This is a genomic window from Salinivibrio sp. PR6 (assembly GCF_001995955.1).
GTDB classification, from domain to species: Bacteria; Pseudomonadota; Gammaproteobacteria; order Enterobacterales; family Vibrionaceae; genus Salinivibrio; species Salinivibrio siamensis.
Genome location: NZ_MUFA01000001.1, coordinates 300177 through 325569 on the forward strand (window position 1 = coordinate 300177; position 25393 = coordinate 325569).

Here is a 25393-nt window from a genome sequence, read left to right on the forward strand (position 1 = left end):
ACGACCTTATTGACTCAGATTATCAAGCTTCATGTTAACGGTCGGGCTTTCCGCCGCCGCCAATGACGCTGCATACGCGTCTCGCGCTGCCTGCTTGTCGCCCTGACGAAGCAAGACGTCACCGCGGATCTCTTCCACTTTCGCGGTCCAGCTCTGCGTGGTGACTTTGTCGAGTTCGCTCAATGCGGCTGGGTAATTACCTAACTCCGCTTCAACGCGCGCCAGGCGTGTCGTCACCAACCCATACAGCGCCTCGTCTTTCACGGCTTGCTGAGCGTTTTGCAATTGCTCACGGGCACTTTCCAGCTCCCCTTGCGCAACATGCTTTTGTGCCAGCTGCAATGCCGCCAAGGCACGATAACCTTCATGGCCTTCTAATTGGCTCAATGACACGGTATCGCCGCTTTCAATACCACTTAGCACTTGTTCGTATTGCTGCGAGGCTTGCTCTTGGTTGGTGAGCTGTTGTGACTGAAAATAACGCCAGCCATATAACGCCCCCAAACCGACAACGGCGCCGATCACGACCGCTTTACCGTTGTCTCGCCACCACTTCTTAATGGCTTCAACCTGCTGCTCTTCTGTGGTGTAGACGTCCACGTTCTGTCCTCTTAAATCAATGCTTTTAGTGACGCGGCGATCTCATCCTGATTCAGTGTTTGTTGCTCGCCGCCTTTCAAATCTTTTAACGCCACTGTGCCGTTGGCAACTTCATCCTCGCCTAGCACGAGCGCCACAGAGGCGCCGACTTTATCCGCGCGCTTAAACTGTTTCTTAAAGCTACCACCGCCAAAATGTGACATCACACGCAGTCCGGGCACCTGTTCGCGTAAGCGCTCCGCCAGTTTCATCCCAGCGATCATCGCGCCTTCACCCGCAGTGACCATGTAAACATCCACCGCTGGGCGGACATCATCTTGGTTGAGGTTTTCCAGCATCAGAACCAAACGCTCTAATCCCATTGCAAACCCAACGGCAGGCGTCGCTTTCCCCCCGAGTTGCTCAACCAAGCCATCATAACGGCCACCACCGCACACCGTGCCTTGCGCCCCCAAGCTATCGGTGATCCACTCAAACACGGTCCGGTTGTAGTAGTCGAGGCCACGTACCAAACGGTGGTTAACTTGGTATTCGATACCTGCCGCGTCCAAGAGTTCACACAAGAGGGCAAAATGCTGTTTTGATTCGTCATCCAGATAATCACCCAACTGAGGCGCATTAACCAATACAGCTTGGATGTCCGCATTTTTGGTATCGAGCACGCGCAATGGGTTGGTCTGCATTCGACGCTTGCTGTCTTCATCCAACACTGATTCGTGTTGCATCAAAAAGTCCACCAGCGCTTGACGATAGTTCGCACGCGCTTGTGGTGAGCCGATTGAGTTAAGCTCCAATCGCACATGCTCAGCAATGCCCAGCTCACGCCACATGCGTGCGGTCATCATGATAAGTTCCGCGTCCACGTCTGGGCCATTTAGGCCAAACACCTCAACGCCAAACTGATGAAACTGGCGATAACGACCTTTTTGTGGGCGCTCATGACGGAACATAGGCCCGGTGTACCACAAACGGTGCTCTTGGTTGTACAGCAGACCGTTTTCGATCCCCGCTCGGACACAACCCGCGGTCCCTTCAGGACGCAAGGTGAGGCTGTCACCGTTGCGATCATCGAAGGTGTACATTTCTTTTTCGACAACGTCTGTCACTTCGCCAATCGCACGGCTAAACAAATGCGTTGCTTCCACAATAGGCATGCGAACTTCGCTATAGCCGTAAGCGCTCACTACCTTTTTAATCGTAGATTCGAGCTTTTGCCATAAAGGAGATTGAGACGGGAGGCAGTCATTCATGCCTCGAATTGCTTGAATTGTTTTAGCCACGTTAACTTCCGTTACCGACATGATAGAAAAGGGGAGAAGGCCGCCTAACGGCTTAGCCTTCTTGATCGATTTGTGACACCTTGATGCGGTTGCGTTCATCCATCATCGCCGCTTTGGCGCGGATTTTTGCCTCCAACTCATCCACCAAGTTGTCGTTATTAAAGCGCTCTTTTTGGCGTTTACCGTCGAGGTAATAAGCACTGCGCTTGTTACCCCCAGCCAAACCGAGGTGCGACGCTTCGGCTTCACCCGGGCCATTGACCACACAACCAATCACGGAGACATCCATTGGGGTCAGTATATCTTCCACGCGCTGCTCGAGCGCATTGACTGTACCAATCACATCAAACTCTTGACGCGAACAGCTCGGACACGCAATAAAATTGACGCCGCGCGAGCGAATGCGAAGTGATTTGAGAATATCGAAGCCCACTTTGATTTCTTCGACCGGATCGGCGGCGAGCGATACCCGCAAGGTATCACCAATGCCTTCCGCCAATAGCATTCCCAAACCAACGGATGACTTAACCGCACCAGCACGCGCGCCACCAGCCTCCGTAATGCCAAGGTGTAAAGGCTGATCAATCTGCTGCGCAAGTTTGCGATAAGACTCAACCGCCAAGAAGACATCTGACGCTTTGACGCTGACTTTAAATTGATCGAAGTTAAGACGGTCCAAGATATCGACATGACGCATGGCCGACTCGACCAAAGCATCGGGCGTTGGCTCCCCGTATTTTTCTTGCAGATCGCGCTCAAGTGAGCCGCCATTCACACCAATTCGGATTGGAATGTTTTTATCACGTGCGGCATCTACCACCGCCCGAATGCGCTCTTCTTTACCAATATTGCCTGGGTTGATACGCAAACAATCGACACCATACTCCGCCACTTTTAATGCAATACGGTAGTCAAAGTGGATGTCTGCCACCAAAGGGATCGACGTTTGCGCTTTAATCTCTTTAAACGCTTCCGCCGCGTCCATGGTGGGTACTGACACCCGAACGATATCTGCACCCACCCCTTCTAGCGCTTTGATTTGCGCGACGGTGGCTGCCACATCTGTGGTTCGCGTGTTGGTCATAGATTGCACGGCAATCGGCGCGCCATCACCAATCGGCACATTGCCGACATTGATGCGCGTTGAGGGACGGCGTTTGATGGGAGTTTCGTTGTGCATATCGACGTTCTCTGATTACTGCGGAAGGCGCAACCGAGCCACTTGGCCGGTTGGGAAGCCATCAAGATCAATGTTGTCGCCATTAAAGGTGATTTTCACCACACTGGGGGCACCCAATACTAATTGATACGGGGTGTCGCCGGTTAAGGTCACTTGTTCACCCTCAGATTTTATCCCGGTTGCCAGTCGCTCACCATTGGCGTCTCGCACGTCTATCCAGCAATCTCCACTAAAGGTCATCACCAGACGGTTATTGACCGTGCTTGCGGGGGCTTCATCCTCAGACGCTGCCGTTGGTTGTGCCTCTGGTGTTGTTTGCGTTGTCGCCTCGTCCGCTTGCGCCGACTCAACCGCAGTGGCCGATTCTGACGCCGTCGATGCTGATGGACTCACCTCATCTGACACCGGCGCGTTCGCGGCATCTTGTGCATCAGTGACCTGCGGCTCCGCCCCTTGTGAGGCCGCCGAATCTGTCATCGCAGGCTCGGCCATTGCCGGTGCATCGGCGGCAACCATCGCGCTATCTTGTGCTGATGGGGTCGTGACGAGTTCATCCGCTTGTTGGCTATCCAATTGTGTTGGCACGGACGTCATAGCCTGCTGATTCTGCCAATACCACACGCCGGTGATCCCGACCGCAATGGCAATAATCACCCAAGACAGCCACATTAATCGACTTTCGCTCTTTTGCCGCCGCGTTTTGCGCGAGAAGCTTTGCATTTTTTGTACGGTAGCCGCACTGCTCGCTTCCATATTGCTATTACCCAACAGCTGATCGGCGTCGATTTGCATCAGCTTGGCATAGGAGCGCAAATAGCCACGTGTAAACGTGGCCAATTGATCCATGTCTGGGTTGTTTTGTTCAAGATCCTCAATGACACTGACCCGCAACCGAAGTCGGTCAGCAACATCACGAACACTCCAGCCCATTTTCTCTCGCGCTTGCTTTAATACTTCCCCGGGCGCAGGTTGGGTATCAGATTGCGCTTGTTCTTCCGTCTGTTCAGTATTCATTCGCTAGGTACAATTGATATTCTTTGGATTCTGGAAACCGTTGCGCCAATCGCTGAGCGTCATGGGCAGCTCGCTCCGTGTAGCCTTGTTGCTGATAAGCTTTCACTAGCAATAACAGTCCGGCAGGCTGAACACCAACGCGTTGGTGGAGCCGCTTGATACGTGCGACGGCTGCTGCCTCTTGCCCAGTCTCTATCTCTAACTTGGCAAGTTGTAACCCCGCACGGACATTCCGCGGGTCGTGATCAGCCGCTTTGCTAAACAAGGCTTTTGCGCGTTCTACGTGGCCAGCTTTTAGCTGACAAAACGCCGCGTTTTCATAACTGTCTGACACACGATGATAATACGGTTGTACGACTGCTTGCAAAAATGCGTCATTTGCCGCGGCAAACCGCTGTTGTTCGCACAAGAAAACACCGTAATTGTTATATACATCGCCTTTTTCAGACGCTTGCGCTAACGCTTGTTGATATAAGCGATCCGCTTTGTCGTTTTCACCGACACGTTGTTGATAATACGCCATCGACAGCGAGGTGCGATAGTAGTTAGGTGCATATTGGCGCGCTTGCTGCAAGTTTTGCTGCGCTTGTTGATAGCGATCACTGTTTAGATAGCCTAATCCCAGTGCAATACGCGCCTCTGCGGCTTGAATCTTATCAAACTTGGGCTCACTGTGCTGCGAACTTGGCGTTGAACAGCCAGCCAACGCCATCAACACGCCCACAACCCAAACCGTTTTTGTCATGCCATCCCCTTATCGCCATCTCATTTAGACGGGTCGAACAGGGATCACCTCCTGTGCGCCCAGTCGCTTCTCGGCACGCTTAGTTCGGTCGACAATGTCACCGGCTAGTTGGCCACACGCTGCGTCAATGTCATCGCCTCGTGTTTTACGTACCGTCACCGTAAAGTCGTATTCCATCAAGGTTTTCATAAACCTATCAATACGAGAATTACTCGGTTTGTTGAACGGTGATCCAGGATACGGGTTAAATGGGATCAGGTTAATCTTCGCTGGGGTGTCTTTTAATAGCTCTGCGAGTTGGCGCGCATGCTCCATGTAGTCATTGACATGATCCAGCAAGATATATTCTACCGTCACACGGCCGCGGTTGGCATTTGAGGTTGCAATATAACGGTGTACCGCATCCAAAAAGGCCTCGATATCCCAACGATCGTTAATGGGCATGATTTGGCTACGCAGCTCATCGTTCGGCGCATGCAGTGAGATGGCCAAGGCGACATCGATTTTGCCAATCATTTGCTCCAAGCCGGAGACCACGCCCGATGTCGACACGGTGACTCGGCGCTTAGATAAGCCATAAGCATTGTCGTCGAGCATCAAATTCAGAGAAGGGAGAAGGTTTTTCATGTTGAGCAGCGGCTCTCCCATGCCCATCATCACCACGTTAGTGATCGGACGACGGCCCGTCTCTTTCTCAATGCCGATCTCTTTCGACGCACGCCACACCTGCCCGATGATCTCAGACACACGCAAGTTGCGGTTAAAACCTTGTGCCCCGGTTGAGCAGAACTTGCAATCAAGCGCACAGCCTACCTGAGAGGAGACACACAGTGTCGCGCGGTCATCTTCGGGGATATACACGGTTTCCACGTCTTGACCGCCCACACGCATTGCCCATTTGATGGTGCCATCTTGGGAGTAATGCGCTTCACTGACTTCTGGGGCTTTAATTTCTGCCACCCGCTTGAGCTTCTCACGCAACTTCTTGTTGATGTTGTTCATTTCATCGAAGTCGTCGCAACCAAAGTGATACATCCACTTCATGACTTGGTCAGCACGGAAGGCTTTTTCGCCGAGCTCATCAGCGAAGTAGGCACGCAATCCTTGCCTGTCAAAATCAAGCAGATTAACTTTCTCTGTCGTCATTGGGGGTTGCCTCGTAAGAACTAGCTAGGTGGTAAGACTGAATCATCGCCTCACGCGTGCCGATGTCTTACCTTGATCATAGCCAAGATATCTCCTCGGGACGCGCTTAAGGCGCGAAATTGTACAGGCTTTAGATCACAGTTTCCACTCTCTAACAGCGGGGTTATTCAATGTGGTTGTCTGATTTCGATAGGCAGAAAAAAAGAGGCTGACGCCTCTTTTTGAAGATTAAAAAGCAGGTGCTTGATTTAGCAGCGAGGATGAATTTCATCCGCGGTAAAAAAGTACGCGATTTCGCGCTCTGCAGACGCAGGGCTATCAGAGCCATGCACTGAGTTATATTGCATGCTTTCCGCATAGTCAGCGCGCAATGTGCCACACGCTGCTTCTTCTGGGTTGGTTTTTCCCATCAACTCACGGTAGCGGCTGATCGCGCTCTCGCCTTCTAGTACTTGCACCATAATAGGGCCTGACGTCATGAACCCAACCAGGGATTCAAAGAAAGGCTTCCCTTGGTGCTCGGCATAAAATCCTTCTGCCTGCTCTTTGCTAAGATGGAGCATTTTCGCCGCCACGATACGCAAACCTGCACTTTCGATACGCTGATAAAGCGTGCCAATTAAATTACGCTCTACGGCATCAGGTTTAACGATAGAAAAAGTGCGTTCAATGGTCATTCGCTTGTCCTTTCACTGTCTGAATCTGGCCCGCTAGGGGCAACAACGCGCCTACCCTAGCAAATTTCCTCGCGTGTCCCTATGACCAATCGGGTGAAGCGTTAACTCACACAAAATTTTTGTTAACCTTTCACCCAAGGTGTCACAGGTCTATTTCGCTTGGTCGAGCAATACACGCGCTAGGGTTTTCACGCCCATACCGGTCGCGCCCACGGCCCATTTATCATTGGCGGCTTTGCGGTAAGTGCCAGAGCAATCGATGTGCATCCAGCCTTTTTGATAATCCTCAACAAAGTAGGAAAGGAACGCCGCCGCGGTGCTCGCACCTGGCATGTACGCCCCCATGGATGCATTGGCAATATCCGCAAACGAGGAAGGCAGCAGCTGGCGATGGAACTCGGCCAATGGCAACGGCCACATGCCCTCGCCTTCTTCTTGTGCCGCGTCAAGCGTACGGTGTGCGAGCTCATCGTCGAAACTAAACAGCGCATGATAGTCATTACCCAACGCGGCTTTTGCCGATCCGGTGAGCGTGGCACAATCAATCAGAAGTTCAGGTTTTTGTTCACTGGCGTACATCAGGCCATCAGCGAGCACCAAGCGCCCTTCCGCATCGGTATTGAGCACTTCAACGGTCACGCCATTTTTGTACGTGATAATATCACCCAACTTGTAAGCACTGCTTGAGATCATGTTCTCGGCACAGCAGAGTACCAGTTTAACGCGTTTATTCAGCCCCTTGGCAATCGCCATCGCCAGCGCCCCGGTCGCTGTCGCTGAGCCGCCCATGTCCGCTTTCATGGTGGTCATAAAGTCGGAGCCTTTAATGCTGTAGCCCCCAGAATCAAAGGTGATCCCTTTCCCCACCAAACAGGCATACACAGGCGCGTCCGGATCGCCTGTAGGGTTATAGTCGAGTTGTAACATGGTCGGTTTGCGCGCCGAGCCACGACCGACGGTATAAATGCCATTCCAGCCTTTTTCTAACAGGTCGGTACCGGAAATGATTTTATAAGTGACCTGGTCGGGGGCCATGGACTTAACAAACTCCCCCGCACGCGCCACTAACTGATGTGGCCCAACTTCTTCTGCCGTTTGGTTGATAATATCGCGTACCCAATCACCCACGGTCTGTCGAAGCTCGAACTCTTGCGTATCGGCATCGTTCAACACAGTCTGCGTAAAGGCGACCTTATTTTTGGGGCCACGAAGCCCTTGGTAGAACGCCCAGACTAATTCAAGATCCCAGTGTTCTCCTGTGAGTGTCAGCGCAGGCATACCTTGCCCTTCAAGCTTGCGCGCCGCTTGTTGCACCTTGTCTCGCGGGTTGGCATCGCTCGACACATGGATCACCGCGTTGTCAGCGTCAAAGGAGACCAGCGCGTTATCGCCCCACTGTGGCGCCGCCGGCTGATGCGACAGGATAACGTTTAATGAATCTGACATATTGCACTCCTTGTACTGTCTCGCTGCTTTTACTGTACAGCGTGTTTCACTGAGCCCTCAGACAAACGCCTGGACGCCTCAGCGATATGAAAAAAGCGAGCCCATTGGCCCGCTTTGAATGTATGTTTTATTGGCCACAGGTACTGTGCCGAGCCGGAGACGATAACACAAGTATTATCAATCACTCGCGAGAGCTAGCCCTCAGTCTCTCTCATCCATCCAGCACATGATGATCGCCTCGAGGATGCGCTCATTGGAACGCTCTGGGTCATCGTCAAAATCATCCAGTTCAGTGATCCACTGATGCAAATCAGTAAAACGAACCGTTGTTGGATCGACATCTGGGTAGGCGTCACAAAGCTCGATTGCAATATCGAGCGAGTCTGTCCATTTTAAGCTCATCTTGCTTCTCCGTCCGTTACAGCCTTGGATTAATGGTTTTCGGCTGCGTGATTCAAGGTATAGCGCGGGATCTCAACCACCAAATCTTCATCGGTAATTTTTGCTTGGCAACCCAAGCGTGACTCCGGCTCAAGCCCCCACGCTTTGTCGAGCATGTCATCTTCTAGCTCATCACTTTCGTCTAACGAGTCGAATCCTTCACGGATCACCACATGGCAGGTGGTACACGCACACGACTTTTCACACGCATGTTCAATGCCAATGCCATTTTTCAACGCCACGTCGAGGACTGTTTCCCCTTCTTTCGCTTCCAATTCCGCACCTTCTGGGCATAACTCGTGGTGCGGCAGAACAATAATCTTAGGCATGATTACACCTCATCAATGGATTGGCCGGCCAACGCATGACGAATCGATTGATCCATGCGGCGTGCCGCAAAGGTCTGGCTGGCTTTGTCTAATGCTTTGATCCCGGCTTCAATGGCGGCGCCATCATCACCGTTGCGCAAGGCAATCAAGGCTTCTATTTCTTTCACCAAAGCTTGCTGCTCATCAGCGTTGAGCAGGTTATCCCCGTCTTGTTGCATGGCAACCAGCAAGCCTTCGATCACACGATCGGCTTCCACACGCTGCTCCGCCAAGTAGCGGGCATCTTTGTCTTCTTCCGCATGGGTAAATGACGATTTGATCATGGTGGCAATCTCATCGTCACTCAAGCCATAAGAGGGCTTCACTTGGATAGACGCTTCCACTTCGGTGGATTTTTCCATCGCCGTCACGGACAACAAGCCATCAGCATCTACTTGATAAGTCACGCGAACATGGGCCGCCCCCGCCGTCATCGGTGGGATGCCTTTGAGGCTAAAACGTGCTAATGAGCGGCAATCGTCTACCATTTCACGCTCACCTTGTACCACATGCACTTTCATGCCGGTTTGGCCATCTTTAAACGTGGTGAATTCTTGCGCTTTTGCCACAGGAATGGTGGTGTTGCGTGGGATAATTTTCTCCACCAAACCGCCCATGGTTTCGATACCAAGAGAAAGCGGGATCACATCCAACAGCAACATGTCAGAGTCTGGTTTGTTGCCCACCAAAATATCAGCTTGTGTCGCGGCGCCAACGGCAACCACTTTATCTGGATCGATGCTGGTCAGTGGCTCGCGACCGAAAAACGTACCAACCTGTTCACGCACGGCGGGAACACGGGTAGAACCGCCCACCATCACGACTTCCAGCACCTCATCGGCACTGACACCGGCATCTTTTAATGCGCGGCGGCATGACATCAAGGTTTTCTTAATAAGTGGAGCAACCAATTGATCGAACGTTTCACGGCTCAACTCGCCTTGCCACCCCAGCACATCGATGGACGCGCTGTCAGCAGAAGAAAGGGCAATTTTCGCCTGCGTGGCGGCGTGCAGCACGGTACGGCGCTGATCGCCACTGAGGGTGTCAAACCCGGCTTGCTCACAGATCCATTGCTCGAGTAGATGGTCAAAGTCGTCTCCGCCCAATGCGGAATCGCCGCCGGTCGCCATGACCTCAAACACGCCCTGAGACAAGCGTAGAATCGAGATATCAAAGGTGCCGCCACCTAGATCATAGACCGCAATCACCCCTTCTTGGCCCGAATCAAGGCCATAAGCAATCGCCGCAGCGGTAGGCTCGTTAAGCAAACGCAGCACGTTTAGGCCTGCCAGCTTCGCCGCATCTTTAGTCCCCGCACGTTGTGCGTCATCAAAATAGGCGGGTACGGTGATCACCACACCTTCAAGCGCGTCGCCCAAACTTTTTTCCGCACGTTCGCGAACGGTGCGTAAGATATCGGACGAGCCCTGCACTGGGTTAATCGCGCCACGGCGGGTTTCCACTTGTGGCAAGCCATTTTCGGTTTGTGAAAACTGATAAGGAAGTTGCGGATAACGGGCTTGCACATCGTCTAATGAACGCCCCATCATGCGTTTGACAGACACCAAGGTATTGGCGCTATCCGTTTGCACGTGTGGGAGGGCGTCATAGCCCACGGAAATGGCATCATCACCGTAATGGACCACAGAAGGGATCAGTGGTCGGTCTTGTTCGTCGTTCAAGGTGGTTGCGGTACCGCTTCGTACCGTGGCCACCAAGGTGTTGGTGGTACCCAAATCGATGCCGACCGCGTGCTTGTGCTCATGCGGCGCGGCACTTTGACCGGGCTCTGAAATTTGTAACAGTGCCATGTCTAATCCTTAAACTTTACTGCGTTGACAGGCGAAAGGGCGATCAACTCATCAGCTGATCTTCGACACGCTCCACTTCATGGCGAAGCTTTTCTGCGAACTTGAGTTTACGCACAATCACGGCGGCCTCTTGCCACTGTGACGCAGCCAATGCCTGTTTAACCTCTAGAATCAATGCGTCGTAGAGTGACTGGGCTTTTTCACCAAAATCAAACAGCGCCGCTTCATCTTGACTATCGGTAATCGACTCGAGCTCCTCACGCAACGTCATTTGCTGCATCAGGAACTCAGGATCCTGCATGGTTTGCTGTTCGTCTTTTAATTCAATACCTTGCAACGTCAGCATATACTCAGCGCGTCGAACCGGATCTTTTAACGTCTGAAACGCGTCATTCACTTGCGATGCTTTCTGTACCGCCTGCAGACGGGTTTTCTCGTCTTGGCTAGCAACATTATCGGGATGGTACTGACGCTGCAATTCCCGAAACGTTGAAGAAAGCGAGCTACCGTCCAGCTCAAACTGATACGGTAGCTCGAAAAGTTCAAAATGATTCATGTGCTCTCACGGATTACACGTTGAAGCTTTCGCCACAACCACATTCACTACTCACGTTAGGGTTGTTGAATTGAAAACCTTCATTCAGGCCTTCTTTAACAAAATCCAGCTCTGTCCCTTCGAGATAGAGCAAGCTCTTACCATCGACGATTACCTTGACATCATCGTACTCAAAAACCTGATCGCCTTCTTGCAGCTCATCCGCAAATTCGAGTACATAGGCCATGCCTGAACACCCTGACGTTCTCACGCCCAGGCGCAAGCCAATGCCTTTGCCACGGTTATTGAGAAACGCTCTGACGCGATCTGCTGCCGCCTGTGTCATGGTAATAGCCATATATCAACAACCCCTTCGTTTTACTGCTGGTGTTTTTTCTTGTAATCACTGACCGCCGCTTTAATGGCGTCTTCCGCCAAGATAGAGCAGTGCACCTTGACGGGTGGTAGCTCTAATTCTTCTGCGATCTCAGAGTTTTTGATCGCAGCAGCGTCGTCAATCGAGCGGCCTTTCACCCACTCGGTAACCAGTGAGCTCGAGGCAATCGCCGAGCCGCAGCCGTATGTTTTAAACTTGGCGTCTTCGATGATGCCTTCGTCATTCACCTTGATTTGTAGTTTCATGACGTCGCCACACGCAGGGGCACCAACCATGCCATTACCAACCGATGGGTCGCCTTTCTCAAACGAGCCAACGTTACGTGGGTTTTCGTAGTGGTCAATTACTTTATCGCTGTAAGCCATAATCGTTTCCTCAATATGATTGCTCACTGTTGCCAGCTGGCGCGTTATTCGAATTAGTGGTGCGCCCATTCAACGGTACTTAGATCGATACCGTCTTTGTACATGTCCCAAAGTGGTGACATTTCACGCAGCTTGTTAACTGCTTCACGCACTTTCTCAATCGCATAATCCACTTCTTCTTCCGTCGTAAAGCGACCAAATGAGAAGCGCAGCGAGCTATGTGCGAGCTCATCGTCGCGTCCAAGCGCACGAAGCACATAGGAAGGTTCAAGGCTTGCTGAGGTACACGCAGACCCTGACGATACCGCCAGATCTTTCAGTGCCATCAGCAATGACTCGCCTTCAACAAAGGCAAAGCTCACGTTTAGGTTATGTGGAACACGCTGTTCCAAATCGCCATTGACGTAAACTTCTTCTAAATCTTTCACGCCTTCATAAAAACGCTCGCGCAATGCCAGCGCATGTTGGAAGTCTTTCTCGCGCTCTTCTTTCGCGATACGGAACGCTTCACCCATGCCCACAATTTGGTGAGTAGGCAATGTGCCTGAACGCATACCACGCTCGTGACCACCACCATGCATTTGCGCTTCAATGCGTACGCGTGGCTTACGGCGAACGTATAAGGCACCAATGCCTTTAGGGCCGTACGCTTTGTGTGCGCTGAATGAGATCAAATCGATTTTCATCTCTTTGACGTCCAGTGGCACTTTACCCACTGACTGAGCCGCATCGACGTGGAACATAATTTTACGTTCACGACAAAGCTCGCCAATCGCAGAGATATCTTGAATCACACCAATCTCGTTATTCACGTGCATGATTGACACTAAAATCGTGTCATCACGCATCGCCGCTTCGAGCTTCTTCAGATCGACCAGGCCGTTTTCTTCTGGCTCAAGATATGTCACCTCAAAGCCTTCACGCTCCAGTTGACGGCAAGGGTCAAGCACGGCTTTATGCTCTGTTTTGCAGGTAATAATGTGCTTGCCTTTCTTGGAGTAGAAATTAGCAATACCTTTGATAGCCAAGTTGTCTGACTCAGTCGCGCCAGAGGTAAACACGATCTCACGTGGGTCGGCATTGCAGTAATTGGCAATGTTCTCACGCGCTGTATCAACCGCTTCTTCTGCTTGCCAGCCAAAGCGGTGTGAACGAGAGGCCGGGTTACCAAAAAACCCGTCCATGGTCAGGTACTGACTCATTTTTTCAGCAACGCGCGGATCCACCGGACACGTGGCTGAATAATCAAAATAAATGGGCAATTTCATGTTTTTCTCCAATTACACCGACATTGGTCATCAGGAGCGAACGTTTACGCCTATGGTGGCGCTATCTTGTTTGACCTTCGAGCTAAATGTGTTTCTGGGCGCCAATGAGGCATCCAGTTTAGCGTCCTGACGATCTGCTACTTGCTTCACTTCGTTATCATGCATCAGCTCACCGAGCGTGATGTCGTTTAAAAAGCCGCTAATTCGGGCACTTAAGTCGTGCCACAGAGTATGTGTTAAACAACGGGTGCCGCCTTGGCAATCCGCTTTACCTTGACACTTGGTCGCGTCGACAGATTCGTCAACGGCAGCAATCACGGCCCCCACGGCAATGTCACTTGCCGCAATACCGAGGCGATAGCCGCCGCCGGGACCACGTACACTTGTCACCAACCCCGACTTGCGGAGCCGTGAAAAAAGTTGCTCAAGATAAGACAAGGAAATGCCTTGACGCTCAGAGATGTCCGCCAGTGGTACAGGACCCTGCTCGGCATGAAGCGCCACATCGAGCATGGCGGTAACCGCATAACGGCCTTTCGAAGTCAATCTCATAACACGCTACCTGTGGTGAATAGATGCTCAGATAGTTACATACCCGAGTAATTTGGTCAAGTATTTACCTGAGTATTTTTGTCAGGTTTTCACCCTAAGTTACGCATGCTCGGTTGAAAGGATCACTGAGCGCGATGATTATCGGTATTTTGCTCGCGCGATGCCGCTTGTTGGGTCACTTTTTCGATGGATGACAGCACCCCCCGTAAAATATTTAACTCTTGGCTCTCAAGTCGCGCTCGGTTAAAGAGCCGACGTAACTTGGTCATCACCATCCCGGGATGCTGAGTACGGATAAATCCGGTTTTGCTAAGGACCGTTTCTAGGTGCTGATAAAACCGTGAAAGCTCTTCATTTAAAGGGTAGGTTTGTTCCAGCGTGGGGCCTTGATAGGCTTGACTGTCTAGCCAAGCGACGCGCATTTCATAGCACAGGGTTTGTACCGCCATCGCCAAGTTCAACGAGCTATAGTCTGGGTTGGACGGAATCGACACATGATAATGGCAGGTCTGCAGCTCTTCATTGGTCAAGCCAGTGCGCTCGCGACCAAAGACAATCGCCACCGGGTGAGTGCTCGCCTCTTCCACGGCCTTTTTACCGCATTCGCGCGCATCGAGCATCGGCCACTCGAGTGTCCGGCTTCTTGCACTGGTTCCCACCACAAGGCCACAGTCTGCCACTGCCTCTTCTAAGGTACCGACGACCCGCGCATTGTTGGCGATATCACTGGCACCGGCCGCCAACGCAATGGCTTGGCCATCCACTTCACATTCGGGGGCCACGAGGGTCATATTGCTAAGCCCCATGACTTTCATTGCCCTAGCGGCTGAGCCAATATTACCGGAATGGGAAGTTCCCACCAATACGACGCGGATTTGATCTAGCATGATGTTGTTTTCGTCTCTTACGCTGTGCACCCTTGGTGGGGTGGGCAGGTGTCTTTTAGATCTGCGCAGTTTATCACAGTGCAATCGATAATACTTCTCAGCTAAGCGTGTCGCGCCAGTTCACGGACGTCGCGGCGGTCAAAAAATACCCACTTTCCTTTTGCTCTGGCTCTGTTATACTCCGCCCCGCTTTCGTTCTTTAACATCCGTTGGGAAAACCGTATGCATCCGATGCTAAACATCGCCGTCCGTGCTGCACGGAAGGCTGGCGACTTTATCGCCAAATCTGCAGAAAACAGAGACAACATCGAAACCGCGCAAAAAGGCAGTAATGACTTTGTCACTAATGTCGACAAAGCGGCAGAACAAATCATCATCGACATCATCAAAAAGTCCTACCCGGACCACACCATCGTTGGCGAAGAGTCAGGCGTGGCTGAAGGGAAAGATAGCGACTATCAATGGATCATCGACCCACTGGATGGCACCACCAACTTCGTTAACGACTTTCCCCATTTCAGCGTGTCTATCGCGGTGCGTATTAAAGGCCGCACTGAGATCGGCTGCGTTTACGACCCTATCCGTAATGAGCTATTCACCGCACAACGTGGTGCTGGCGCACAACTCAATAACAAGCGTATTCGTACCGGTAGCGCCAAAGAGCTCGACGGCACCATCTTAGCGACGGGCTTCCCCTTCAAAGCAAAGCAACACGCTGAAGGCTTTATGGCGGTCGTGAGCGCGTTATTCGTTGATTGTGCTGATTTCCGTCGCACCGGCTCTGCCGCGTTGGATCTTTGCTATGTGGCCGCAGGCCGTGTTGATGGCTTTTTTGAGCTTGGCCTGAAACCGTGGGATATCGCGGCAGGCGAATTGATTGCCCGTGAAGCTGGGGCGATTTGTACCGACTTTAACGGCGGAACCGACTACATGCGTAGCGGTAACGTGGTAAGCGGTGCACCACGCGTCGTAAAAGGCATGCTGGCCAAAGTGCGCGAGAACGCCCCTGAGTCGATGAAAAAATAATGCTTCCCTCTGGGTATAAAAAAGCGACGCTCGGTGAGCGTCGCTTTTTTTATGCCGTCAAATCATCGGCTGTCTCTTTAACACTGAGTGCCATACTGGCTGCGACGCACACCGAGTGTGCAATTCGCCCCGCAACAGACGCGGGGCGAGCGCATCAAGGCATCGCGTCAAACTCTTGCCCTTCTTTTTCCACTTCTGGCACCAACAGGTGCTCACGCGCAATACCCAGCTTCAATGCCAGAGCAGACGCCACGTAGATTGAAGAGTAGGTACCCACAGTGATACCAATCAGCAAGGCCATCGCAAAGCCGTGGATCATGGTTCCACCCAAGGTGAACAGTGCAATCACCACAAACAAAGTCGTGCCCGAGGTAATGGTGGTTCGACTGAGGGTCTGAGAGACAGACGCATTAATGATTTCATCTGACTCACCTTTACGCAGCTTACGGAAATTTTCACGAATACGGTCGAACACCACGATGGTATCGTTCAACGAGTACCCCACCACCGTCAGCAACGCAGCGACAATGGTCAAGTCCACTTCGACTTGGAACAAGGAGAAAATACCCAAGGTAATGATCACATCGTGCGCCAGTGCCATCACCGCGCCAGCCGCCAAGCGCCACTCGAAACGGAACGACACGTAGATCAGGATACAGACCAGCGCGATAATAATCGCCAACCCACCCGCTTCGGTCAGCTCGTCACCCACATTCGGGCCAACAAACTCGATGCGGCGCATTTCTACCTGGTCACCCGTACCTGTTTTGATGGCATTGAGCACCTCGTTACCGAGGTTTTCGCCTTCCATATCATCACGCGGACGCAGGCGCACCATCACATCAGTGGCACTACCGAAGTTTTGTACCACGGCGTCACCAAAGCCGTCAGCCGCCAGTGACTCACGAATTTGCGGTAAGTCAGCAGGCTGTTCAAAGCCCACTTCTATCAAGGTACCACCGGTAAAGTCGAGCCCCCAGTTAAGCCACTTAGTGGATAGGGTGACGACAGACGCGGCAATCATGGCGATGGACAACACGAAGGCCAATTTAGACCAACGCATAAAGTTGATCGACATGTCCGGTTTAAATATTTGAAACATGCTTGGACTCCCTTAAATCGACAGCTTCTTGACGCGCTTACCGCCGTACACCAGATTAACCAGTGCACGCGTACCAATGATGGCGGTAAACATCGAGGTCAAAATACCGATCGACAGTGTCACCGCGAAGCCTTTTATCGCGCCTGTTCCCACAGCAAACAAGATGATTGCGGTGATCAGCGTGGTGATATTGGCATCGGCGATGGTACTAAACGCGTTAGAATAACCACGGTCGATTGCATGTTGAGGGTTACGGCCTTCGTGGATTTCTTCGCGGATCCGCTCAAAAATCAGCACGTTGGCATCGACCGCCATCCCCACCGTCAGGACAATACCGGCAATACCAGGCAGTGTCATGGTCGCCCCTGGGATCAGAGACATAATACCGATGATCAATATGATATTGGCGAGCAAGGCACAGTTAGCAAACAGACCAAAGCGGCGGTAGTAAATCAAGGTGAAGAGCATCACCGCCACCAAGCCCCAGATACAGGCTTGCACACCCATATTGATGTTTTGCTGACCCATTGATGGACCAATGGTGCGCTCTTCAACAATCGAGATAGGCGCAATCAAGGCACCTGCGCGCAGCAGCAGCGCCAAGTTATGTGCTTCGGCGGCAGAATCAATGCCGGTAATGCGGAAATTACGTCCCAAAGCAGACTGGATCGTGGCTTGGTTAATCACTTCTTCGTGTTTTTCCAAGATCACTTTGCCGTCTTCGTCACGCTCGCCACTGTCTTTGTATTCTGCAAACACGGTGGCCATCAGCTCACCAATATTGCGCTTACTGAAATCAGCCATTTTGTCACCACCCTCACTGTCGAGAGAGATGTTAACTTGTGGTCGGCTGTATTCATCGCGGGAGGAGCTGGCGTCAGTAATGTGCGAGCCCGTCAAAATGACCCGCTTTTTCAGCACGGCGGGACGACCATCTCGAGTACGCATCAACTCGCTGCCCGGTGGCACTCGGCCTGCCATGGCGGCAGATAGGTCAGCGTCCTGATCCACTTCGCGGAATTCCAAGGTCGCGGTGGCACCAAGAATTTCTTTCGCGCGTGCCGTGTCTTGCACACCGGGGAGTTCAACCACAATACGGCTTGCGCCCTGACGTTGCACCAAAGGCTCGGCCACACCCAGTTCATTCACACGGTTGCGCAGAATCGTAATGTTTTGCGCCACCGCGTAGTTACGAATTTCTTTGAGGCGCTCTTCTTTGTAAACCGCGGCTAATCGCCCTTCATCTTCATCGACAGAAAAGTTCATGTCGAGGTAGTTGTTCGAGAGCAGTTCTAGCGCTTTATTGGTGTCTTCGGCATTACGCAGATTCACCACAACACGGGTGTTATCTTCTATTCGTAAACCACGATAACGGATACGCGCTTCACGTAAGTCGGTGCGGAAGCTGTCTTCTTGCTGGGTGATCAGCTTTTCTAATGCTGCATCCATGTCCACTTCCATCAGGAAGTGCACCCCACCACGTAGGTCTAGGCCAAGCTTCATCGGGGTAGCACCCAGTGTATCCAGCCACGATGGCGTTGCAGGCGCCAAGTTTAAGGCAACCACATAGTCATCACTGTCGAAACGCGACATCAAGGCATCACGGGCACTGATTTGTGCTTCCGTGTCTTTAAAGCGGGCTAAGACGGTACCGTCTTCGAGCGCAATGGATTGGTAGGAAAGGTCGTTCGATTCGAGGGTCTGTTTGATGGAGTCCAACGCAGTCATATCTACCGAGGCGCCACGCGCCCCGGAAATTTGTACTGCTGGATCTTCACCGTATAAATTGGGAAGCGCATACACGATGCCAATAACCAGTGTTATTAGCACCATGATGTACTTCCACAAAGGATAACGGTTTAGCACAGCATGCATCCTTTATGGTTGCGAGAATTAGAGAGACTGGATAGTACCTTTAGGCAGTACTGCCGTCACGAAGTCTTTTTTGATGGTCACTTCGTTATTATCGTTGAGTGCAATCACAATAAAGTCATTGTCTTCAGCGATTTGAGTGATCTTACCCACTAAACCACCTCCGGTTAGCACTTCGTCTCCTTTGCTCATAGATGCCATAAGGTTTTTGTGCTCTTTGACACGCTTAGATTGCGGGCGGTAGATCATAAAGTAAAAAATCACCGCAAAGAGACCAAGCATGATAAAAAGCTGCATTCCGCCACCTTGTGGTGCGGCTTCAGCGGCTGCGTGAGCTTGTGAGATAAACATTCAATCACGTCCTCGTTCTAGTTGTTGAATTCGAAATTAATCGAGCGGCGGCACTTCCTTGCCACGACGCGCGTAGAAATCCGCTACAAAGGCATCTAATCTACCTTCGTCAATCGCGTTACGCAAACCTTCCATCACGCGCTGATAGTAGCGTAAGTTGTGGATGGTGTTGAGTCGCGCGCCTAGGATCTCATTACAGCGGTCTAAATGGTAGAGGTAAGCACGGCTGTAGTGGCGGCAAGTGTAACAGTCACACTCGGGATCCAGAGGCGAGGTATCACTTTTATGTTTCGCATTACGGATCTTGATCACACCGCCAGTAATAAACAAGTGGCCATTACGTGCGTTTCGTGTCGGCATCACACAATCAAACATGTCGACACCACGACGAACCCCTTCGACCAAATCTTCAGGTTTCCCCACGCCCATCAGATAGCGCGGTTTATCTTCTGGCAGCTGCGGACAAGTGTGCTCCAAGATCCGGTGCATGTCTTCTTTCGGCTCCCCGACCGCTAGGCCGCCAACGGCATACCCATCAAAACCGATCTCGGTAAGACCTTCTACAGAGACATCACGCAAGTCCTCGTACACGCCGCCTTGTACAATACCAAACAAGGCATTTTTGTTACCTAATTTGTCAAAGTGATTGCGGCTACGTTTTGCCCAGCGTAGTGACATCTCCATCGACTTTTTCGCTTCGTCATGCGTGGCAGGATAGGGCGTACACTCATCAAAAATCATCACGATGTCTGATCCCAAGTCATATTGGATCTCCATCGATTTTTCCGCGTCCATAAAGATGCGATCGCCGTTCACTGGGTTGCGAAAGTGCACCCCTTCTTCGGTGATTTTACGGATATCGCCCAAACTGAACACTTGGAAACCGCCAGAGTCGGTCAAAATAGGGCCATGCCACTGCATAAAGTCATGCAAATCCCCGTGCAGTCGCATAATTTCCTGACCTGGGCGTAGCCATAGATGAAAAGTGTTCCCTAATAGGATCTCCGCCCCAGTCCCTTTCACTTCTTCAGGCGTCATCCCTTTGACGGTGCCATAGGTACCCACCGGCATAAAAGCCGGCGTTTCCACAGTGCCGCGTTCAAAGATTAAGCGGCCACGGCGAGCGCGTCCGTCGGTTTTTTTCAGTTCGTATTCCACGAATCCTCCTCAGTGCCAGAGAAACAGTCTGGCGTGTGTCTTATGCTAACAGGTTTACCCTGCCGCAAGCATAGCGCACACGGACATAAGAGCCCGTGTTCTCATCATGTCGTCAGTGGTGCTGACGGGTAATAAACATGGCATCGCCATAGCTGAAAAAGCGATAGCGTTCTTCAACCGCCGCACGATAAGCGGCCATGGTATGCTGATAACCGGCAAACGCGCTTACCAACATGATCAAGGTAGATTCCGGCAAGTGAAAATTGGTCACCAATACATCCACTAGCTGCCATTCATACCCCGGATAGATAAAAATCTGGGTGTCATTAAAAAACGGGGACAGTGGCTCACCTTTTTGCTTGGCCGCCTGTGCCGCACTTTCCAGTGAACGCACCGAGGTGGTTCCCACCGCAATCACGCGCTTACCTTGTGCTCGCGTTTGATTGACCGCATCGACCACCTCTTGCGGCACTTCAGCATACTCAGCATGCATGGTGTGCTCTTCAATGTTGTCGACCCGAACCGGTTGGAACGTTCCGGCTCCCACGTGCAAGGTGACAAAAGCAATATTGACGCCTTTTTCTTTAAGCGCTGCCATAATGGCATCGTCAAAGTGTAACCCCGCCGTTGGCGCAGCGACGGCCCCAGGCTTTTGGTTATACACGGTTTGATAGCGTTCTTTATCGCTCTCTTCATCAGGGCGGTCGATGTATGGCGGCAACGGCATATGGCCGATGTCGTTAAGCGTATCTACCACGCCTTTATCGCCGTGTAGCTGGATTTCGAACAGAGCATCATGGCGTGCCACCATCTTTGCTGGGACCTGTCCGTCATCGCCGAGGAATAATTCGGCGCCGGGTTTAGGTGCTTTAGAGGCGCGCACATGGGCGAGGAAACGACGTTCGTCGAGCACGCGCTCCACCAGCACCTCTATTTTACCTCCCGACGCTTTGCGGCCATACACGCGCGCGGGGATAACACGCGTATTGTTGAACACCATCAAATCCCCAGGCTCAACCAGATCGAGGATATCCTTAAACTGACGATGTACCACCTCACCGCTTGTGCCATCGAGTGACAATAAGCGACTTGCACTGCGATCCGGTTGCGGATAGCGCGCAATTAACTCATCGGGGAGTTCAAAGTGAAAATCGGATAATTGCATGACATTTGCCTAGATAAAAAGCAGGCCGCTAGTATAGGTAGCCCACCGTGAAGATCAAGCAAGCTGGATGCTTGATTCAGGCATCGTTTACACAGGCGCCAATGAACACAACATTTGCCTCGATGCGCGTGGTTATCTTGATGCATATCACGCCTAACCCGGTACAACTGCACTACAGTAAAAGTATCCCTGTGTACTGATGACAAGGAGGTGCCATGTTTATTGTTGATGATATGATGACCCGGCATCCACACACGCTTAGCCCTGACCATACCCTGGACGACGCGCACCGTTTAATGCGCGCCGAGCGCTTTCGCCATCTCCCCATCGTTGACAATGATGAGCGTTTGTTAGGACTGGTCACACAAAGAGATGTGCTGTCAGCACAAGCCTCTTCACTAGGCAAAACGACCAATGGCGATCACCAGATCCATACTCCCCTATCACACTTTATCGAGCGGCAACTGGTCACAGTCGACCCCGGGGCGTCACTACGGGCTGCAGCGCTAACCATGCTCGAGCGTAAAATAGGCTGCTTACCGGTGGTGAAGCACCAACGTTTGGTTGGGATCATCACCGACAGTGATTTTGTCGCCATCGCGTCAACATTGCTGGAGATCCAAGAAGAAAGTGAGCCGGTTGAAGAGGGAGAATAAATAAAAAAGGGAGTGTGAGACTCCCTTTTTATCAGGTTGATAACCGGTATCGCGCGATTAGAATTGATCTTCTTCCGTCGAGCCCGTTAATGCCGTGACCGATGATTGCCCACCTTGGATAATATTGGTCATCTGATCAAAATACCCAGTACCCACTTCTTGCTGGTGCGCGACAAAGGTATAGCCACGCTCAGCGGCAGCGAACTCTGGACGCTGCACCTTTTCAACGTAGTGACGCATGCCCTCACCTTGCGCATAAGCATGCGCCAAGTCGAACATGTTGTACCACATGTTATGAATACCCGCTAAGGTAATGAACTGGTACTTATAGCCCATATCAGACAGTTCTTGTTGGAAACGCGCTATCGTCTCGGCGTCCAGGTTTTTCTCCCAGTTGAAAGACGGTGAACAGTTATAAGCCAAAAGCTGGTCTGGATACTGAGCATGAATGGCTTCAGCAAACTGTCGTGCTTCTTCCAAGTCCGGTTTCGCGGTCTCGCACCAAATCAAATCGGCATACGGCGCATAAGCTAGGCCTCGAGAAATGGCTTGCTCAATCCCAGGACGCACGCGATAGAAGCCTTCGGCTGTGCGCTCACCAACGATGAAGTCCTTGTCGTATGGGTCGCAATCTGAGGTCAATAGATCGGCCGCGTTGGCATCAGTACGCGCAATGACCAGCGTATCGGTGCCCGCCACATCGGCAGCTAAGCGCGCCGCGACCAATTTTTGTACCGCCTCTTGGGTTGGCACCAACACTTTTCCGCCCATGTGGCCACATTTTTTCACTGAGGCGAGCTGATCTTCAAAGTGAACACCGGCAGCGCCAGCTTCAATCATGTTACGCATCAGCTCGTAGGCGTTAAGCACACCACCAAAGCCTGCTTCGGCATCCGCTACAATCGGTAAGAAATAGTCGGTGCCCTCTTCCGGTGAGCCCCCTTTCGACCACTGAATTTGGTCCGCTCGGCGAAACGCATTATTAATGCGCTTAACGACAGCGGGAACGGAATCAACCGGATACAACGACTGGTCTGGATACATACTCGAGGCTGTGTTGTTGTCAGCCGCCACCTGCCAACCAGACAGATAAATCGCCTCAATACCCGCTTTGGCTTGCTGCACCGCTTGACCGCCTGTCAATGCGCCCAAGCAGTTGACGTAGCCTTTTTTGGCACTGCCATTGACCAAATCCCATAGTTTGGCAGCTCCCCGCTTAGCGACGGTATTCTCCGGCACAAACGAGCCACGCATGTTGACCACTTCTTCAGCCGTGTAGGGGCGCTTAACCTGTTTCCAGCGCGGGTTTTCCGCCCAATCCTTTTCCAGTTCAGCGATTTGTTGTTGGCGAGTCAAAGTCATGTTCCATTCCTCTTTGTTAGCAGGGCTGTACCAGCCCCTTACTGTCATTCCATGTTTGTTATTGTGCTTCCATGCCCATTACGGCAAATACTCATAACCCGGTAAGGTTAAAAAGTTAACCAGCTCATCACTGGTAGTGAGCGTTTCCATCAAGGTTGCCGCTTGCCGGTACCGTCCTTGCGCAAAGCGCGCTGCCCCTAGCTCTTTTTCAAGCACCGCCATTTCCTCGGCAAGATACTGAGAGAACAACGCCTTGGTCACCACCTTGCCGTTGCTCAGTGGTTTTTGATGCTTAATCCATTGCCAAATCGACGCACGTGAAATTTCAGCCGTGGCCGCGTCCTCCATCAAGCCATAAATAGGCACACAACCGTTACCTGAAATCCACGCTTCAATGTACTGCACCGCCACGCGAATGTTATGTCGCATTCCCGCCTCTGTGCGTTCGCCATCGCAAGGCGCCAGCAACTCTGCAGCAGTAATCTCAGCATCTTGCTCGCGGGTCACCGTAAGTTGATTCGGCTTATCGCCAAGTGCACGGTCGAAAATCGCGCGAGCCGTGTCAGCCAGCCCTGGATGCGCAATCCAGGTGCCATCGTGGCCATTATTGGCTTCTAAGGTTTTATCCTTTTCAATTTTCTCTAGCACCTGCTGGTTTTCAGCCGGGTCTTTACTGGGAATAAAGGCTGCCATGCCACCCATCGCCAACGCGCCACGCTTATGGCACGTTTTGACCAGTAAACGCGAGTAAGCGTTAAGGAAAGGCTTATCCATGGTCACCACTTGGCGGTCCGGCAACACGCGGTCCGGATGATTACGCAATGTTTTGATATAGCTAAAGATATAATCCCAGCGACCACAGTTAAGGGCGACGATGTGATCACGAAGGTGATACAAAATCTCATCCATTTCGAACACGGCGGGCAAGGTTTCAATCAGCACGGTCGCTTTGATGGTGCCACGGCTTAGCCCAAACTCGTCTTCGGCAAAGGAAAACACCTCACTCCACCACGCGGCTTCTTGATATGCTTGAAGTTTAGGCAGGTAGAAATAAGGCCCCGATCCCGTCTCGAGTAAACGACGGTAGTTATGGAAAAAGTAAAGAGCGAAGTCGAACAGGGCACCTGGAATTGGTTTACCCTGCCACGTCACGTGTTTTTCGGTCAGGTGCAAGCCACGCACACGACAAATAAGGCGTGCTGGGTCCTCATTTAGCTGATAGCGTTTGCCTGTATCAGGGTGCTGATAACTGATGGTGCCATTCACGGCATCGCGCAAATTACGCTGTCCTTCAACCACTTGTGGCCACGCCGGCGCAAAGGAGTCTTCAAAGTCCGCCATGAAAACTTTCACGTTAGCGTTGAGTGCGTTGATCACCATCTTCCGGTCTACCGGTCCGGTAATTTCTAGCCGCCGATCTTGTAAATCCTCGGGAATGCCACGGATGGTCCAATCCGCTTGGCGGATCGATTGCGTCTCCGGAAGAAAGTCGGGCAGCTCTCCCGCATCAATGCGTTGTTGACGCGCCTCACGCGCCGCTAACAGTGTGGGTACGCGCGCCGCATAACGCTCAGCGAGACTGGCTAAAAAGCACAATGCATCATCGGTTAAGATTTCTGCCTGCTCTGCGGTGACTGTCTCGTTAATCACCAACGATTCGCGTAAGGTTGAGCACGCTTCCGTCATATCGCCTCCCTGGCTTATCATTTGTAATCCAATCACAACACTATTATTACTACACGCGCTTGGGCTCTCGTGCAGCACTTGTGTTCTTACGTTGGCTTACATTCGCGTAAAAATCAACCAACAACAAAACCAAAACGGAAGGATGAATTATTAAAACAATTTAAAAACAATCACTTAAATAGTTTAGAGTATAAGCTCGAATGCGCTTTTTTATGTCCATTATCAGAATGATATAACACTGCTACGGGGATCATAATTTTGTCACCACTTTGTAATCAGTTACGTAATTAAATTACACAC

General features: G+C 51.7%; 26 protein-coding genes. 2 read left to right on the plus strand and 24 right to left on the minus strand.

Features of this window, described 5'->3' with window-relative positions; all coding sequences use genetic code 11:
- Positions 1 to 6: 6 nt before the first annotated feature.
- The 17 genes from BZG72_RS01390 to trmJ form a co-directional block, all read right to left on the minus strand.
- A complete protein-coding gene (locus BZG72_RS01390) occupies positions 7 to 600 on the minus strand; it encodes a YfgM family protein (RefSeq protein WP_046074997.1) in 594 nt (197 codons plus the stop codon).
- A gap of 11 nt (positions 601 to 611) precedes the next feature.
- Entirely contained in the window at positions 612 to 1880 is a 1269-nt protein-coding gene (gene hisS / locus BZG72_RS01395) for a histidine--tRNA ligase (protein WP_046075050.1), read from the minus strand.
- A gap of 52 nt (positions 1881 to 1932) precedes the next feature.
- Positions 1933 to 3060: a flavodoxin-dependent (E)-4-hydroxy-3-methylbut-2-enyl-diphosphate synthase gene (gene ispG / locus BZG72_RS01400; RefSeq protein ID WP_077579552.1), complete on the minus strand. Its 1128-nt coding sequence runs from the start codon at positions 3058 to 3060 to the stop codon at positions 1933 to 1935.
- A gap of 15 nt (positions 3061 to 3075) precedes the next feature.
- The gene (gene rodZ / locus BZG72_RS01405; RefSeq protein WP_077665910.1) at positions 3076 to 4074 is read right to left on the minus strand and encodes a cytoskeleton protein RodZ; all 999 of its coding nucleotides are present in this window, start codon (positions 4072 to 4074) and stop codon (positions 3076 to 3078) included.
- A complete protein-coding gene (gene pilW, locus BZG72_RS01410; RefSeq protein WP_077665911.1) occupies positions 4064 to 4819 on the minus strand; it encodes a type IV pilus biogenesis/stability protein PilW in 756 nt (251 codons plus the stop codon). The genes rodZ and pilW overlap by 11 nt, the downstream gene beginning before the upstream one ends.
- Before the next feature lie 24 nt (positions 4820 to 4843).
- Positions 4844 to 5965, minus strand: a complete 1122-nt coding sequence (locus BZG72_RS01415) for a bifunctional tRNA (adenosine(37)-C2)-methyltransferase TrmG/ribosomal RNA large subunit methyltransferase RlmN (protein WP_046075001.1) — start codon at positions 5963 to 5965, stop codon at positions 4844 to 4846.
- Between the two features lie 248 nt (positions 5966 to 6213).
- Positions 6214 to 6642 (minus strand): nucleoside-diphosphate kinase, encoded by a 429-nt coding sequence (gene ndk / locus BZG72_RS01420; protein ID WP_077579555.1) that lies wholly within the window; start codon positions 6640 to 6642, stop codon positions 6214 to 6216.
- Between the two features lie 150 nt (positions 6643 to 6792).
- Positions 6793 to 8088: an aminopeptidase PepB gene (gene pepB, locus BZG72_RS01425; protein WP_077665912.1), complete on the minus strand. Its 1296-nt coding sequence runs from the start codon at positions 8086 to 8088 to the stop codon at positions 6793 to 6795.
- 201 nt (positions 8089 to 8289) lie between these two features.
- The gene (gene iscX, locus BZG72_RS01430; RefSeq protein ID WP_046075004.1) at positions 8290 to 8490 is read right to left on the minus strand and encodes a Fe-S cluster assembly protein IscX; all 201 of its coding nucleotides are present in this window, start codon (positions 8488 to 8490) and stop codon (positions 8290 to 8292) included.
- Between the two features lie 29 nt (positions 8491 to 8519).
- Positions 8520 to 8858, minus strand: coding sequence for an ISC system 2Fe-2S type ferredoxin (gene fdx / locus BZG72_RS01435; RefSeq protein ID WP_046075005.1), 339 nt, complete (start codon positions 8856 to 8858; stop codon positions 8520 to 8522).
- Between the two features lie 2 nt (positions 8859 to 8860).
- Positions 8861 to 10711, minus strand: a complete 1851-nt coding sequence (gene hscA, locus BZG72_RS01440; protein ID WP_077665913.1) for a Fe-S protein assembly chaperone HscA — start codon at positions 10709 to 10711, stop codon at positions 8861 to 8863.
- A 43-nt stretch (positions 10712 to 10754) separates the two neighbouring features.
- Complete coding sequence (gene hscB, locus BZG72_RS01445) at positions 10755 to 11267, minus strand: co-chaperone HscB (RefSeq protein ID WP_077665914.1); 513 nt, start codon at positions 11265 to 11267, stop codon at positions 10755 to 10757.
- Positions 11268 to 11280: 13 nt separating this feature from the next.
- Positions 11281 to 11604, minus strand: coding sequence for an iron-sulfur cluster assembly protein IscA (gene iscA / locus BZG72_RS01450; RefSeq protein WP_046075008.1), 324 nt, complete (start codon positions 11602 to 11604; stop codon positions 11281 to 11283).
- A 20-nt stretch (positions 11605 to 11624) separates the two neighbouring features.
- Positions 11625 to 12008 carry a Fe-S cluster assembly scaffold IscU gene (gene iscU, locus BZG72_RS01455; RefSeq protein ID WP_046075009.1) on the minus strand — a complete coding sequence of 128 codons (384 nt, stop codon included), beginning with the start codon at positions 12006 to 12008 and terminating at the stop codon, positions 11625 to 11627.
- Positions 12009 to 12061: 53 nt separating this feature from the next.
- Positions 12062 to 13276, minus strand: coding sequence for an IscS subfamily cysteine desulfurase (locus BZG72_RS01460; RefSeq protein ID WP_046075010.1), 1215 nt, complete (start codon positions 13274 to 13276; stop codon positions 12062 to 12064).
- Positions 13277 to 13306: 30 nt separating this feature from the next.
- Positions 13307 to 13828 (minus strand): Fe-S cluster assembly transcriptional regulator IscR, encoded by a 522-nt coding sequence (gene iscR / locus BZG72_RS01465; RefSeq protein WP_077579558.1) that lies wholly within the window; start codon positions 13826 to 13828, stop codon positions 13307 to 13309.
- Between the two features lie 122 nt (positions 13829 to 13950).
- Positions 13951 to 14715: a tRNA (cytosine(32)/uridine(32)-2'-O)-methyltransferase TrmJ gene (gene trmJ / locus BZG72_RS01470; RefSeq protein ID WP_046075012.1), complete on the minus strand. Its 765-nt coding sequence runs from the start codon at positions 14713 to 14715 to the stop codon at positions 13951 to 13953.
- Positions 14716 to 14937: 222 nt separating this feature from the next.
- Here trmJ and suhB point away from each other — a divergent pair, with 222 nt between their 5' ends.
- The gene (suhB, locus tag BZG72_RS01475; protein ID WP_046075013.1) at positions 14938 to 15741 is read left to right on the plus strand and encodes an inositol-1-monophosphatase; all 804 of its coding nucleotides are present in this window, start codon (positions 14938 to 14940) and stop codon (positions 15739 to 15741) included.
- 154 nt (positions 15742 to 15895) lie between these two features.
- Here the strand turns inward: suhB and secF are convergent, their stop codons facing one another.
- The 5 genes from secF to queA form a co-directional block, all read right to left on the minus strand.
- On the minus strand, positions 15896 to 16843 hold the full coding sequence (gene secF / locus BZG72_RS01480) for a protein translocase subunit SecF (protein WP_046075014.1): 948 nt from the start codon (positions 16841 to 16843) through the stop codon (positions 15896 to 15898).
- Positions 16844 to 16855: 12 nt separating this feature from the next.
- Positions 16856 to 18709 carry a protein translocase subunit SecD gene (gene secD / locus BZG72_RS01485; RefSeq protein WP_077665915.1) on the minus strand — a complete coding sequence of 618 codons (1854 nt, stop codon included), beginning with the start codon at positions 18707 to 18709 and terminating at the stop codon, positions 16856 to 16858.
- Positions 18710 to 18736: 27 nt separating this feature from the next.
- The gene (gene yajC, locus BZG72_RS01490; RefSeq protein WP_046075016.1) at positions 18737 to 19066 is read right to left on the minus strand and encodes a preprotein translocase subunit YajC; all 330 of its coding nucleotides are present in this window, start codon (positions 19064 to 19066) and stop codon (positions 18737 to 18739) included.
- A 36-nt stretch (positions 19067 to 19102) separates the two neighbouring features.
- Positions 19103 to 20224, minus strand: a complete 1122-nt coding sequence (tgt, locus tag BZG72_RS01495) for a tRNA guanosine(34) transglycosylase Tgt (RefSeq protein ID WP_077579559.1) — start codon at positions 20222 to 20224, stop codon at positions 19103 to 19105.
- Positions 20225 to 20336: 112 nt separating this feature from the next.
- On the minus strand, positions 20337 to 21389 hold the full coding sequence (gene queA, locus BZG72_RS01500; protein ID WP_077665916.1) for a tRNA preQ1(34) S-adenosylmethionine ribosyltransferase-isomerase QueA: 1053 nt from the start codon (positions 21387 to 21389) through the stop codon (positions 20337 to 20339).
- Positions 21390 to 21604: 215 nt separating this feature from the next.
- Here queA and BZG72_RS01505 point away from each other — a divergent pair, with 215 nt between their 5' ends.
- A complete protein-coding gene (locus BZG72_RS01505; RefSeq protein WP_077665917.1) occupies positions 21605 to 22045 on the plus strand; it encodes a CBS domain-containing protein in 441 nt (146 codons plus the stop codon).
- Between the two features lie 57 nt (positions 22046 to 22102).
- Here the strand turns inward: BZG72_RS01505 and aceA are convergent, their stop codons facing one another.
- Positions 22103 to 23407 (minus strand): isocitrate lyase, encoded by a 1305-nt coding sequence (gene aceA, locus BZG72_RS01510; protein WP_046075020.1) that lies wholly within the window; start codon positions 23405 to 23407, stop codon positions 22103 to 22105.
- Between the two features lie 78 nt (positions 23408 to 23485).
- Entirely contained in the window at positions 23486 to 25093 is a 1608-nt protein-coding gene (gene aceB, locus BZG72_RS01515; protein WP_077665918.1) for a malate synthase A, read from the minus strand.
- Positions 25094 to 25393: the final 300 nt, after the last annotated feature.